The 13582-nt window shown below is 50.1% G+C and carries 16 protein-coding genes and 2 tRNA genes; 1 reads left to right on the forward strand and 17 read right to left on the reverse strand.

Going from position 1 to position 13582, the window contains the following annotated elements; genetic code table 11:
* From ACP5D0_RS07160 to ACP5D0_RS07170, 3 genes are all read right to left on the reverse strand, one after another.
* Positions 1–904, reverse strand: a 904-nt coding sequence (locus ACP5D0_RS07160) for a two-component system sensor histidine kinase NtrB (protein ID WP_472364981.1), incomplete at its 3' end; no start/stop codon positions are given.
* Between the two features lie 75 nt (positions 905–979).
* Positions 980–1663: a metal-dependent transcriptional regulator gene (locus tag ACP5D0_RS07165; protein WP_472364982.1), complete on the reverse strand. Its 684-nt coding sequence runs from the start codon at positions 1661–1663 to the stop codon at positions 980–982.
* A 4-nt stretch (positions 1664–1667) separates the two neighbouring features.
* On the reverse strand, positions 1668–1931 hold the full coding sequence (locus tag ACP5D0_RS07170; protein ID WP_472364983.1) for a hypothetical protein: 264 nt from the start codon (positions 1929–1931) through the stop codon (positions 1668–1670).
* Between the two features lie 305 nt (positions 1932–2236).
* Here ACP5D0_RS07170 and ACP5D0_RS07175 point away from each other — a divergent pair, with 305 nt between their 5' ends.
* Positions 2237–3004 (forward strand): hypothetical protein, encoded by a 768-nt coding sequence (locus ACP5D0_RS07175; RefSeq protein WP_472364984.1) that lies wholly within the window; start codon positions 2237–2239, stop codon positions 3002–3004.
* A gap of 289 nt (positions 3005–3293) precedes the next feature.
* On the opposite strand, the gene ACP5D0_RS07180 is transcribed toward ACP5D0_RS07175, so the two are convergent.
* The 14 genes from ACP5D0_RS07180 to ACP5D0_RS07245 all read right to left on the reverse strand — a co-directional run.
* A tRNA-Lys gene (locus ACP5D0_RS07180) sits at positions 3294–3369 on the reverse strand.
* 62 nt (positions 3370–3431) lie between these two features.
* Positions 3432–3507 (reverse strand) — tRNA-Lys (locus ACP5D0_RS07185).
* 173 nt (positions 3508–3680) lie between these two features.
* Entirely contained in the window at positions 3681–4382 is a 702-nt protein-coding gene (queC, locus tag ACP5D0_RS07190; protein WP_472364985.1) for a 7-cyano-7-deazaguanine synthase QueC, read from the reverse strand.
* Position 4383: 1 nt separating this feature from the next.
* A complete protein-coding gene (ybgF, locus tag ACP5D0_RS07195) occupies positions 4384–5229 on the reverse strand; it encodes a tol-pal system protein YbgF (protein ID WP_472364986.1) in 846 nt (281 codons plus the stop codon).
* Positions 5230–5240: 11 nt separating this feature from the next.
* Entirely contained in the window at positions 5241–5870 is a 630-nt protein-coding gene (locus ACP5D0_RS07200) for an OmpA family protein (protein WP_472364987.1), read from the reverse strand.
* A 103-nt stretch (positions 5871–5973) separates the two neighbouring features.
* On the reverse strand, positions 5974–7281 hold the full coding sequence (gene tolB / locus ACP5D0_RS07205; RefSeq protein ID WP_472364988.1) for a Tol-Pal system beta propeller repeat protein TolB: 1308 nt from the start codon (positions 7279–7281) through the stop codon (positions 5974–5976).
* Between the two features lie 68 nt (positions 7282–7349).
* The gene (gene tolA / locus ACP5D0_RS07210; RefSeq protein WP_472364989.1) at positions 7350–8375 is read right to left on the reverse strand and encodes a cell envelope integrity protein TolA; all 1026 of its coding nucleotides are present in this window, start codon (positions 8373–8375) and stop codon (positions 7350–7352) included.
* Positions 8376–8377: 2 nt separating this feature from the next.
* Positions 8378–8827, reverse strand: coding sequence for an ExbD/TolR family protein (locus ACP5D0_RS07215; RefSeq protein WP_472364990.1), 450 nt, complete (start codon positions 8825–8827; stop codon positions 8378–8380).
* A 3-nt stretch (positions 8828–8830) separates the two neighbouring features.
* Positions 8831–9511 carry a protein TolQ gene (gene tolQ, locus ACP5D0_RS07220; protein ID WP_472364991.1) on the reverse strand — a complete coding sequence of 227 codons (681 nt, stop codon included), beginning with the start codon at positions 9509–9511 and terminating at the stop codon, positions 8831–8833.
* A 10-nt stretch (positions 9512–9521) separates the two neighbouring features.
* Entirely contained in the window at positions 9522–10541 is a 1020-nt protein-coding gene (ruvB, locus tag ACP5D0_RS07225; RefSeq protein ID WP_472364992.1) for a Holliday junction branch migration DNA helicase RuvB, read from the reverse strand.
* Between the two features lie 236 nt (positions 10542–10777).
* The gene (gene ruvA / locus ACP5D0_RS07230) at positions 10778–11383 is read right to left on the reverse strand and encodes a Holliday junction branch migration protein RuvA (RefSeq protein WP_472364993.1); all 606 of its coding nucleotides are present in this window, start codon (positions 11381–11383) and stop codon (positions 10778–10780) included.
* Positions 11384–11440: 57 nt separating this feature from the next.
* Positions 11441–11959 (reverse strand): crossover junction endodeoxyribonuclease RuvC, encoded by a 519-nt coding sequence (gene ruvC / locus ACP5D0_RS07235; protein ID WP_472364994.1) that lies wholly within the window; start codon positions 11957–11959, stop codon positions 11441–11443.
* A gap of 146 nt (positions 11960–12105) precedes the next feature.
* Positions 12106–13185 (reverse strand): quinolinate synthase NadA, encoded by a 1080-nt coding sequence (gene nadA / locus ACP5D0_RS07240; RefSeq protein WP_472364995.1) that lies wholly within the window; start codon positions 13183–13185, stop codon positions 12106–12108.
* A 17-nt stretch (positions 13186–13202) separates the two neighbouring features.
* Positions 13203–13582: amino acid--tRNA ligase-related protein (locus ACP5D0_RS07245; RefSeq protein ID WP_472364996.1), on the reverse strand; the 380-nt coding region annotated here is incomplete at its 5' end.

Below are 13582 nucleotides of genomic sequence, written 5' to 3' on the forward strand. Positions count from 1 at the left end.
TGGCATCGAACATGTCCGGGTCAATGCCTTCGCCCTCATCAATCACGCTGATCACTGCAACCAGCGGATACGTTTTGGTGCCCAGCGTAAACTTGGATTCAACACGCGTTTTCAACGTCAGCACGCCGCCGTGTTTTTCCATCGCCTGAATCGCGTTCTTCACCAGATTCAACAGAGCTTGGACCATCGCCTCGAAGTCCATCGAAATCTCCGGGATACTCGGGTCATAATCCAGCTTGATAAAGACGTTATCCGGTTTTTCGCCACGTACGACATCAATCACATAGCCAATCAGTTCGTGAATGTTATAAGGTTCCTTATCCGCATCGCCTCTCGGCCCCAACATGCGGTCCACCAGGTTTTGCAGCCGCTTCACCTCACGCAAAATCACTTCCAGAAACGGTTCCGCCTTGCTGTTTTGCGGAAACCGCTTCTGCAACAACTGGGTCGAACCGTAGATTCCAGCCAACGGATTTTTAATCTCGTGCGCCAAGGTTCGCACCAGCAGATTTCCGGCTTCGTACTGATGCCAGCGTTCGTCTTCTTCCGCAATTCGATGGTGGCGTTCGGTGTTGTAAAGCTCGATCAACCAACCATCGTCACCGTCCATTTCATAATAGGAAATGGTGCAGGTCACATGAATTTTCTGCGCGTCTGGCAAGCGAATGGCATACTTATGAATGGTCAAACGCCCGGTACCGCACGCATGAATGTCGTCCAGAAATTTCGGCAATATATAGCGCCAGTTCATACCGATAACACGTTGTGCACTCAATTGAAGCAATTCAGCCCCCGCCAGATTGATAAAACCGATATTTTCATGCTTATCAATCCAGACCACCGAGGTCGTCAAACCTTCCAAAATTTCGGCCTGACTGACCCTCTGCTGAGAGCGATAGTTCATTTCACGGACTCCAAATTAACATCCAATAAACGCCTCAAATCCAGGAGGCTTTCAGAAAAGATTGACAACCGGCGGCTAGTTTTTGGCTTCCATCACCGGAGAGGCGATTACATAAATGGACTCGGCCAAACGATAGTCCAACGCCTGCAAAATTCCGTTAATGTCGATCGACACAGGCCCGTTAAAAGGTGCTTTTTTCTGCACAGTCACCTGCGCGCCTTTGACCAAACCGATGGAAAACAAATAGCGTAATTCCGCCGGCGTTCGGTTCTGAATACGTTGCACCCTAAACGGCTTGGCGATTTCGCAATCGGCCAAACGAATGGAAGGGGCTTCGAAGATGGCGCCCGATTCATCGGGAATCGGCGAACCGTGGGGATCCTGAGTTGGCCGCCCCAGTTCTTCCCACATTCGCTTGGTCAATTTATCCGAAACCGCGTGTTCAAGCACCTCGGCCTCTTCATCCACCTCATCCCAGGAATAGCCGAGCCTTTCAACCAAAAACAGTTCCAAAATACGGTGTTTTCGAATCATTCCCAGCGCCACATCTCGCCCGGATTCCGTCAAAGTGACCCCATAATAAGGTTCATAAACGATTAACTGTTTGTCCGCCAGTTTTTTAATCATATTGGAAACCGACGCCTGCGAAATCGCCAACCGCTCAGCGATTGAAGAGGTGCTCACACCTTTGGACGAATCGCCCACTTCTTCAAGCTTATAAATAATCTTCAAATAATCTTCGAGGGCTTTGCTGCTCATAAAATCAGGCCTGGGAAACGTCTTTTGCCATCATTTCCTGAACCACCGCCGCATCCGGAAAGCCGAGCACGAACAGCACGGCAAACAGAACAAAGAAAACAAAACGCGTCAGCCCTTTAAAGGGCAGCACAGGATGTGCGATCACCGCAAACCCCACCGCGCTCATAACCGCTCCCCAGGCCGAAAGCGTCGCGGCCAACAAGGCCATCAAGGCGCCAAACGCCATGACATAATAATGCCAGCTGAATTTTGGTTTTTGCGTTTGCATCTTTGCTCCCTTTCACACCGTCTATTTTAGAGAATCTCTGAATCAGAGACTTCTGAGCGTCCCCTTTGACGGAACAAGCGGAACCCTCGCGTTTTTCTCATTCAAATGGTCAATATCCTTGCACTATTTTAAAGCATAACACCCAAGGGTGGGCACAGTTTCGAACCCAAACACGCAACCGAAAAACCATTTCGGTGCAACCCAAGCACAAGCAACCCCCAAACCCCAAGTTTTTCCGCTACAATTTCGGCTAGGCGACTAACCCGAACAACAACTTCAAGATCCAGCAAACCAAAGGAGCGCAAATGAAGAAAACCATTATTGTGATTGGCATGGGCGAACTTGGAAGCGTCTTTGCACGCGGCTTTTTAAAACTTGGGCACCCGGTACAAGCCGCTTTACGAACCGACAACCTAACGGAAATGGCTCAAGCCATCCCAAACCCAGAAGCCGTGTTAATGGCCGTTGGCGAAGCCGACATCCATTCGACCATACAAAAGTGTCCGACTCAGTGGCAAGATCGGGTGATTTTATTACAGAATGAACTGCTGCCGCGTGACTGGGACAATACGGCCTTAAAGCAGCCGACCGTCATATCCGTCTGGTTTGAAAAGAAACAAGGCATGGACAGCAAAGTGGTTTTGCCATCACCGGTTTTCGGCCCCCATAGCAAACTGGTTTTCAATGCACTGTCACAACTCGATTTACCCTGTGTTCAACTCGACAGCGAAGCAGAGCTGCTGTATGAGCTGGTTCGCAAAAATCTTTATATTCTGACCACCAACATTGCCGGACTGGAAGTCGGCGGCGATGTCAACCAGTTAGCCCATCAACATACGGAGGTGATGAAGGCTGTGGCGCAAGATGTGTTGGCTATTCAAGAAGCCTTAACCCATCGCCAACAAGACCGAAATAAATTAATGGCAGGCCTGGAGGAAGCCATTCACGGCGATCCAGAGCACAAATGCATGGGGCGCTCGGCACCGGCACGTTTAAAACGCGCCTTGGACTTTGCCGATCAATTTGGGCTGGAGGTTCCGACCTTGCGTAAAATCGCTGCCGCTCACTTGTAAAAAATTCACACTCTGCCGAAAATCGCAGGCGTCATATCCCAAACTGAATGACGCTCTAGTGTAGTGTCCAAAAGGAATTGGTTAGACCATGACAGCTCGACACCTCGCGCCTTGAACAGCCAAATCCTTTTCAAGGGTACCTCTAAAGTCATTACGCCAGGCCTGGCGATTTCCAATGACATCACAAGCCCATCAATTTCATCCAAAAAACCAATACAGAGCAGACAACAGAATAAAGAACACAATAATGAAGCAGAGGAAATAAAGCGAGTAGAACTGAGATACGATATGGTGGGTCGTGCGCGATTCGAACGCGCGACCAATTGGTTAAAAGCCAACTGCTCTACCAGCTGAGCTAACGACCCATAGGTGAGAAATCGAGAGAATCCCGATAAAAAATTCCAGAAAAAAACAGACTGTTTGGAAATGGTGGGTCGTGCGCGATTCGAACGCGCGACCAATTGGTTAAAAGCCAACTGCTCTACCAGCTGAGCTAACGACCCTCTCTGGAATGGGGCGTATTATACAAGCTGGCCGATGTTTGGCAAGTTGTTTTTGAGCTATTTTTAGGCTTTTTTAATTTTAAAAATTTTAATGCTTCAAAAACCCCATTCTCACAACCTATCGGATGGCATAAAACCACCAGGCCTGGTCGTTTTTCGAAAAGGTAGCCCGATCAAACTCGGTAAATCGTTGGATCCAACACTCCGGCTTCGGCGAACCCTTGCTTGCGAAGACGGCACGAATCACATACGCCGCAGGCCTGGCCAAATTCATTTGCCTGATAGCATGACACAGTTTGACTGTAATCGACGCCTAAACGATGACCTTGCCGAATAATATCGGCTTTACTCAAGGTCATCAAGGGAGTTCGAACACGCAACCTATGCCCTTCAACACCCGCCTTAGTCGCAAGGTTCGCCATGGCTTCAAATGCCTCAATAAACTCAGGGCGGCAATCGGGATAACCGGAATAATCCACCGCATTGACCCCAATAAAAATATCATCCGCCTCCACCACTTCGGCCAACCCCAAGGCATAAGCCAAAAAAATGGTATTGCGTGCCGGCACATAAGTCACCGGAATCCGACCTTCTTCCACCCCAGTGACGGGGACATCTATGTCATCCGTTAACGCAGAGCCGCCAATCGCGCGCATATTCATGGACATGACACGGTGGCTTTGGGCACCGAAGGCCTTGGAGACCCGCTCAGCCGCATCTAATTCCGAACGATGTCTCTGCCCGTAATCAAAGCTCAAGGTATGACACTCATAGCCTTCCGCCTGCGCAATGGCCAGCACAGTAGCGGAATCCAATCCACCGGACAACAGAACGATGGCCTTTTTGGGCGCATTCAACGCGTTTTCAGCCACCATTCTAAGACCCTTTTAAATCATTCAACCGCTGCTTTGCCTTGTCGGCCATTGAATGAGATGAAAAGTCTTTGACCAATTTCTGATAAAGCGACTTGGCTTCACCCGTTTGCCCCATGTCGCGGTACAAATCGGCCGCGCGCAACAAAGCATCCGGTGCCTTATTGGAATCGGGATAAGTCTCATATACTGTTTTAAACGCGGTTAAGGCGGCCGGATTGTCACCCAAAATCACTTCGGACTCACCCTGCCAATAAAACGCATTACTGGCCAAGGGGCTTTTAGGATAGGTTTTCGCAAAATCTTGAAACGCTTGGCTGGCCGCTTTGTAATCGCTTTTTTTGATCAAATCAAACGCGGCTTCATAGGCGCTTTGCGCTTCTGCGGAAGGTTGTGAAGGGCTGGCTTTTTGCGTTGCTGTCGGGATTAATGCGCCAGACGAAGTTGGCTCATTAGAAGCATTCGTTTGAGCGTTCGAGTCGTCTGCCTTGGCGCCAGGCCTGGCAGATTCCGCCTTGGGTAACACCGACACACTCGGAGCGGAAGCGCCCCCTTGCTCAGACTCCAAACCACTGATACGCTCATCGGTTTCTTGATATTGACGCGCCATCTTTTCTTGCATTTTCGACATTTGGAACTTCAATCGATCCATCTCGCCATACAATTCTTGAATTTGACGTTGTTGCTCCGCCAGACGACGGCTTAACTGTATCAGAACCGGGTTATCCGCACGCCGCTCCAAACGCTCGACACGTTGTTCCATAGAAAGCTGTTGCGTCGCCGCAAAAGCCCTTCCCGAAATCGACAAAGCACTGAGGAGCATGACCACAACCACAAACGATCTTAACATCCTCGTTAGCCTCATTGAGCTTTAATCTCAACACGACGATTTTTAGCCCAGGCGGCTTCATTCTGCTCAGCGACGGCTGGCTCTTCTTCCCCCATGCTCACGATTTCAATGCGATTATCACTGACGCCGTAGAGCATAAAGGCTTCCGCGACCGCTTTAGCGCGGCGCTCGCCTAAAGCTAAATTGTATTCAGGTGTGCCACGCTCATCCGTATGACCGATTAGCTGGATTTTTTCATCCGGGTTGTCCACCAATATCGTTGCATAATGCTGAACGGTTGCCAGAGAGCCGTCATCCAACATAAACTGATCGTAACCGAAATAAATCACCGGCTCAAACGTTTGTCCCATCGCAGGCATAGAACCCTCCATGGCACCCAAGTCCTGACCCTCAATCGCCTCACTGACAATGGTCGTGCCGTCGGGGCTGGTGCCGATGATTTCAACTTCGTTCACCTCGCCCCTATTCGCTTTTTCCAGCTCTAACCGTGCCCGCTCCTCATAATCGACACCACTTTCGTCTTGTCCGACCGTTGGACTCATATCCATATCCGGATTTTCACCGGTTTTCGGTGCACTGCTACATGCGACCAACGACACCAGCATAGCCGCGCCGATTCCCAATCTAAGTTGCGTGAACATTGATACTTCCCCCTGCACAATTTCGCTTTAAATAACCCACTTGACCCGAAGGCGTCAAAAGCTTATGTAGGCCCATGTCGTTTTCGGAATCAAAACGCACCCACTAATTCGATAAAAAAGGCCCCCACGAAGGGGAACGCACTTCCCCCTGCTGCACACTCAATATCTGAGTGGTTGTGTTCCCTGGTGACACTACGGCAAGCTTACCTTGCCCCCTCTGGTTCATTGCATACAAAATCATTTCCCCATTAGGTGAAAAGCTGGGCGACTCATCCAGATAGGTTTTTGTCAAAATATTGAATTCGTTCGTATGAAGATCCAAAAGCGCAATATTAAAACCGCCTTTCGCATGCACCATCGCGACATAGCGTCCATCTGGCGACACGGCCGGATTCGCATTATAGCGTCCTTCAAAGGAGATGCGGCGCACCTCTCCGGTATCTAAAAATACCTGGAAAATCTGAGGTTGGCCGCGCCGATCCGAGTTGAAAAATAACGATTTACCGTTCGCCGCCCAAACCGCCTCGGTTTCAATCGCCCAATTGGTTGTCAGGCGGCGTAAGTTACGGGTCTGTAAATCCATCAAATACACATCCGCCGAACCGTCTTTGGAAAGCGTCAGTGCCAATTGCCGACCATCCGGTGACCAACTCGGAGAGCTGTTAATGCCTTTATAACTTGCAACGATTTCTCGTATTTTTCCATCCAGACTTTGAATCACCACTTCGGAACGTCCATTTTCAAAGGTCACATACGCCAGTTTTTGACCGTCAGGCGACCAACTGGGGGACATAATCGGCTTAGGCGATCTTAAAATCGGCTGGGAATTGTAGCCGTCTGAATCGGCCACTTCCAAGCTGAACTGCTTGTTACCCTTCAGGTTTTTCACTGTGACATAGGCAATTCGAGTATTAAAGGCACCTCGAATCCCCGTCAGTTCTTGGTAAATTAGATCGCTGATTTTATGCGCCACTTGGCGTAAGGCGGATTTGGGAATATCCACCCAGCGTTTCCCAATCACCTGTTTGCGTTGCAGCAGATCGACAAAGCGCATTTCAATATCATAGCGCCCCGGAGCCGATTCTTGAATGCGCCCCATTAAAAGGTTGTCGGCACCTAAAGACTTCCACTGGGCAAAATCAATCGCCTGAAGACTGGTCGGACGCGAGGGCAATCGATTTTGAGCAATCGGCTTGAATTTGCCACTTCGCAACAAGTCGTTACCGACCACATCGCTTAAATTAACGGGAGCGGCCAGGCCTGCGCCTTGCCATTCAAACGGCAAAACGGCAATGGGCATTGCATTATCGGAACTCTGATCAATCTGAATCGTCAAGTCGGCTTGCGCTAGGCCGACCCAAAACCACAGGACGGCCATTGAATTGAACAGCCATTTTTTGTTTAAAACCATACGCTTATGCAACCCTTTTCATCTTGGAGGACGGCTTAACCCGAATGCCGCAGCCTGCGGCATTCGGATTAAGGGTTAAAAATAAATTTAATATTGCGTTCGAACAATTCTTCAACCGGCGGTGGCGGCAACGGTTCTGCACGGTAAACCGCTTTAATCGCATCTTTCTGAAACTGATCATTTGCAAACTCATTGCATTGTTCCACCTTAACACCGCTGATCATGCCTTTGGGCGTTTGAGTAATCGACAGAACGCATTGTGCCCGTTCGGACACTTGCGCCGCCGTGCGCCAATTATCTTTAACACTCGCGGCAATCGATGAAATATACGTTTCCCGCAGACTCATCAGCTCCTTTTGCTTCGCCGCTTCACGGCGCTTGGCTTCTTCAGCAGCCAACTGACGTTGTAATGCCGCCTCCGCTGCTTGCTGTTCTTGAGCCAATCGTGCCTGAAGTGCGGCTTCTTCCAAGCGTTTTTTCTCAAGATTTTGCTGCTTAATCTGTGCTTCCAAAGCGCGTTTCTTGGCTTCTTCTTGCTGACGTTTTTTCTCAGCCGCTTCAACTTGTTGACGGGCTTGCTGGCGCTCTTTTTCCGCTTTTTTCGCTTCTTTTTGCGCCATCTGAGCTTCACGCTTCGCTTCTGCAGCACGCTTTTGCTGAGCCGCCACCTTCTGCTCTTCGATTTTCGCTAAGCGCCGGGCTTCCGCCGCTTTACGCTTTTCAGCCTCGGCTTGTTTCTGAGCCGCTTCGGCTTTGCGTTTTTCCGCAATTTGTTGCTGTTTCAGTTCGGCCAAACGGCGTTTTTCAGCTTCGGCTTGTTTTTTCAGCGCTTGCTGCTCTCTCTTCTGAGCCGCTTCTTCTTCTTTGATTTTCGCCATTTGCTCCTTGACCAAGGCGGAATCCACCGCAAAGGTCTTCATGGGTTCGATTTGTTTGACCTCCGTGATCGGCGCTTCGTCGGATTCGCTTGGCACACTGACGCTCAGCAGCGGATCCGCTTGAAAAGATCCGAAAATCAGCCCAACACCAATCACAAGATGCAACACCAATGCGGCGATAAATGAGATGGGGTGACGAATAATAAACATAAACATGATTAGTTTTCTTCCGGTTCCGTCATCAAAGACACCTTGTCCACGCCATTCGATTTTAAGAGTACAAATAAATTGACGACTTTACCATACGGTGCCTGTCGATCGCCCTGAATGTAAAACGGTTGTTCCGGTTTCAGCTGCGAACGCGCCACCACTTCCGCCACCAGCCCAGTGAGATCCTGTGGCGCCAGCACCACATCCGGGTTCTGAGAGGTTTTGTAAAGACCATTAGCCATTACCGTGATCACAAACGGCTCGACTGGCTGAGTGGCCGTGGCCGCATCGGCTTTAATACGGGGAGTTTGCGGCAAGTCTACCGTCACCGCTTGCTGGACAATGGGGGCGGTAATCATAAATATGATCAATAAAATCAACGTCACATCAATGTAGGGCACCACATTGATTTCCGACATTAATCGCTTACGGGAGGCAGAACGAAAACGACCACGCATAAATCAGAATGACTCCTCTCTCGGCTTTTGATCCAACGCGTGCGCTTGACGCTGCACGATGGTTAAAAAACCTTCTGCAAAGTTTTCGTAAACGCCCACCACTTTATCGGTTTTAACCGTTAACCGGTTAAAGGCAATCACCGCCGGAATCGCGGCAAACAACCCCATGGCGGTGGCAATCAAAGCCTCCGAAATGCCGGGGGCAACCGTGGCTAGGGTGGCGTTTTGAATGTCTCCTAACGAGGAAAAGGCGTGCATGACCCCCCAAACGGTTCCAAAAAGACCAATATAAGGGGCTGAAGACCCTACGGTCGCCAACATCGGCGTCTGACTTTCCAACGCCTCCACCTGTTTCGAAAAAGCCACCCGCATCGCCCGTTGCGTGCCACTCATCAGATCCGTTGTATCGGCAACCCCTTGTTTTTTAAGATTGACAAACTCCTTAAAGCCTGCTTCGAAAATGGCGGCACTGCCGCGCGTACCCACCTGATTAGCGACCTGATTATAAAGCTGTGTCAATTCTGTGCTGCGCCAGAACAGTTCATCGAACGCTTTGGCTTCGGCGGCGGCGCGGCGAAGCTGGTAGCTTTTCGCAAAGGTCACCGCCCAAGCCATAATCGACATTAACAATAAAATCAGCATCACCCCTTGCACAACTGGACTGGCCTCTAAAATTAACGTCATTAACGAATGTTCATTCATTTTCCACTGTCTCCGGTAAGGCTAAACCGAGGTGACGGTACGCAGTTTGCGTCACCACACGACCTCGCGGGGTACGAACCAAAAAACCCTGCTGAACTAAAAACGGCTCAATGACATCTTCAATTGTGCCTCTTTCCTCGCCCAGCGCAGCTGAAATACTATCAATTCCAACCGGACGGTTTTCAAATTTTTCGATTAATATTTCCAACAAACGTCGATCCATCTTGTCCAGTCCAAGGGGATCGACCTCCAATAAATTCAAAGCGGCATCGGCGATCTGGGCTGTGATGACGCCATCCGCTCTCACTTGTGCATAGTCACGAACCCGTCGCAGCAAACGATTGGCAATTCTCGGCGTGCCCCTGGATCGTCTGGCGATTTCACTGGCACCGCCCGAGTCGGTTTCCATGCCTAAGATGGCTGCGGATCGTGTGACAATTTGCGCCAGCTCGTCCACAGAATAGAATTCTAACCGTTGCACAATACCAAACCGGTCTCGCAACGGCGATGTCAAAAGCCCTGCACGCGTGGTGGCGCCGACTAGCGTAAACGGCGGAATGTCGATTTTCACCGTCTGCGCCGCCGGGCCTTCACCGATAATAATGTCGATTTGAAAGTCCTCCATCGCCGGATACAGGATTTCTTCCACAATCGGGCTGAGGCGGTGAATTTCATCCACAAACAGCACGTCGTTCGGTTCGAGACGCGTCAATATCGCCGCCAAGTCCCCTGGCTTTTCAATTACCGGCCCGGATGTTTGTCTGAGCGTCACCCCCATTTCCTGAGCAATAATGTTGGACAGAGTGGTTTTTCCCAGGCCTGGTGGTCCGTACAAAAGCACATGATCGAGGTGTTCCTTGCGCTGTCGGGCGGCATGAATCGATAATTGAAGCTGATCGCGAACCGCCTGCTGACCAATGTATTCAGAGATCATTTTCGGGCGAACCGTTGGCGGGACATACATATCCTCTTCCAACGCTATTCCCCCGACGATACGATCTGTTTCAATCATTCCATTACCCTATAGCAAAACATCCCCAAAATAGTCTCAAAACAAACGAGTCGGTGCAAGACCTTCATTATAGTCATTCTCTAATAGAGTTTGAGACAAAACCTGTGCGGCTAAATCGATCCTCTATGATTTAAAAACAGACTTTAAAAACAATTTTAAAAAGGGTTACTGAATCCGCATGGCGCTTGCTTTTTGATACAACTGCTCGATTTCACTGCTCAATTTACGGCTTGGATTCACAGCTTGACATTCATTAAAGCCTGCTTGATTGTCTGCTCCAAGGTCAAGCCCGGCTCAACCGACTGCACCATTTTTTCGGCTTGAACGGCTTTATAGCCTAAGGAAATTAAAGCTTCAATGGCAGGTTCAACCGGGGAGACCGAAAGGGTTTCCGCTGCCGATTGAACGTTCACGCCAAGTGCAGAACGACCATGCGACCAATGTTTCAGACGGTCGCGCATTTCAATTACCAAACGCTCGGCGGTTTTTTTGCCGACACCGGGAATTTTGGTCAACGCCATCGCATCTTCCGCCTCCACCAGTGCCACAAAATCGTTAACCGGTATCGCGGAGAGAATGCCAATCGCCATTTTGGCCCCCACTCCGTTGACCTTGATTAAGGTGCGGAACAAATCGCGCTCAGCTTCGGTGGCAAATCCATACAGCAGCATGGCATCCTCACGAACATGCAGATGCGTGAGCAGAAACACCTCTTCGCCGACTTCTTTCAACCCATAAAAAGTGGACATGGGCGCTTCAAGTTCGTAACCGACACCGCCGACGTTAATCAGAATCTGCGGTGGCGATTTCGCATGCAACACGCCAGACAAAAAACCGAACATAATCCCTGCCTCACCTTGGCGCCCAAAGGCCGCTTTTTCATTGTCAAAATTTAGGGCTTAAAATCGAGAGCCCTTCGAAATCGTCTGCGGATCAATGCCCAGCGTCAAATAACGGTCATGGCATAACGCCGCTGCCAGCGCATCCGCCGCGTCTTCCTGAGGCGTCTCGCTTAACTTTAACAGATTTTTAACCATAAATTGCACCTGATCCTTGGACGCATGCCCCTGCCCGACAATGGTGCTTTTGATTTGCGTGGGGGTGTATTCCATAATGGGCAACGATTTCAGAGCCGCCGCGCACAGAATCACCCCGCGTGCCTGCCCAAGCTTAATGGCCGAATCGGGGTTTTTATACATAAACACTTTTTCGATGGCCATGACATCCGGCTGATATTGTTCGATGATTTGCGTCACGGATTCAAAAATGGTTTTTAAGCGCTCCGCGCCTGAGAACTTTTCGACACGGATAACCCCACTCAACAGATAATTTGGATGATAGCGACCCGACTCTATCAATCCAAACCCGGTTTTTCGAGACCCCGGATCCACCCCTAAAATGCGTTGAAGTTTGGCCACTTGATATACCACTGCCTTCGCTTAATGCGCGATAATGTCACTTGAGTTAACCAACAAACGACCAGGCCTGGTAAAAGCCACACCAGGCCTGTTGAGCGAACCAGCCCGAACATTATATGAATCCAAACAGAAGGTCGGCTTCCAGGTTAAGAGACTTTCGCCTGCACCAACCCTTGTGCCCGTGAGAATTCCAACATCCTGTTCACCGACTGCAACGCTTTTTGGCGAATGGATTCTTCGATCAGAATCTCGCCTGTTTCGTTTTCCAAACAGGCGGCCAGGTTATGCAAGCCGTTCATCGCCATCCAAGGACAGTGCGCACAACTGATACAATGCCCGCTTTTACCGCCGGTCGGCGCAACGATCAATTCCTTTTCCGGTGCCAACTGCTGCATTTTATAAAAGATACCGTAATCGGTCGCCACGATGAACGTTTGATCCGGTAGCGTTTGCACCGCTTCAATCATCACCCGAGTGGAACCGACCACATCGGCCAAATCGACCACTTCCTCAGGCGACTCTGGGTGCACGATCACCTTAGCATCCGGGTGTTTTTCCTTCAGAGACTGCAATTCATACATCTGGAATTCGTCATGCACAATGCAATGCCCTTGCCAGCGAATCATCTCCACACCGGTTTCTTTTTCAATCCAGTGCCCTAAATGGCGATCCGGTGCCCAAATAATTTTCTCGCCCTGCTCCTTCAGGTGGGTGACGATTTCCAAGGCATTGCCCGAGGTCACCACCCAGTCCGCGAGCGCTTTCACTTCCACACTGGTATTGGCGTACACTACGACCTTGTGATCCGGGTACTGTGCACAAAACTCGGCAAATTCTTTCGGCGGGCAGCTTTCGTCCAAGGAACAGGTGGCATTCAAGTCCGGCATCAGAATGGTTTTTTCCGGACTCAGCATTTTCGCGGTTTCGCCCATAAAACGTACACCACACACCACCAACATCTCGGCTTCGGATTGCGCGCCGAAATTGGCCATTTCCAACGAATCCGCGACCTTACCGCCGGTTTCTTCCGCCAATGCCTGCAGGTCATCGTCCACATAATAGTGCGCGACCAGTTGGGCGTTCTTTTCCTTGAGCAAGCGTTTGATTTTCGCTTTCAACGCTTGCTTTTCGACCGCATCCATCACAGGCGGAATGGGGGCCGACTGCGCCAATAAATCAATACGACTGAGCAACTCAACCGGTACGCTGGTGGCGAGTGAAGACATTATTTCTCCTAACCGAATCAGTCGGTCTGTTTTTCCGCTAGGGGTTTGCGGAAACGCAATGCCAAATCCGCCATTTGGGCGTTATCGACCAGGCCTGGTGCATCGGTCAACATACACGCCGCCGACTGGGTTTTCGGGAAGGCAATCACGTCGCGAATCGAATCACGCTTCGCCATCAACATCACCAGTCGATCCAGACCAAACGCCATACCAGCATGCGGTGGGCAACCGTATTTCAAAGCGTTCAACAGAAATCCGAATTTTTCTTCCGCTTCTTCGTCGGAAATACCCAGCATTTTCAACACCGCCGCCTGCATGTTTGTGTCGTGGATACGCACCGAACCGCCACCGACTTCAATACCGTTAATCACCAAATCATAGGCACGCGACAGCATTT

It is taken from the genome of Hydrogenovibrio sp. (genome assembly GCF_049975065.1).
In the GTDB taxonomy this organism is placed as follows: domain Bacteria; phylum Pseudomonadota; class Gammaproteobacteria; order Thiomicrospirales; family Thiomicrospiraceae; genus Hydrogenovibrio.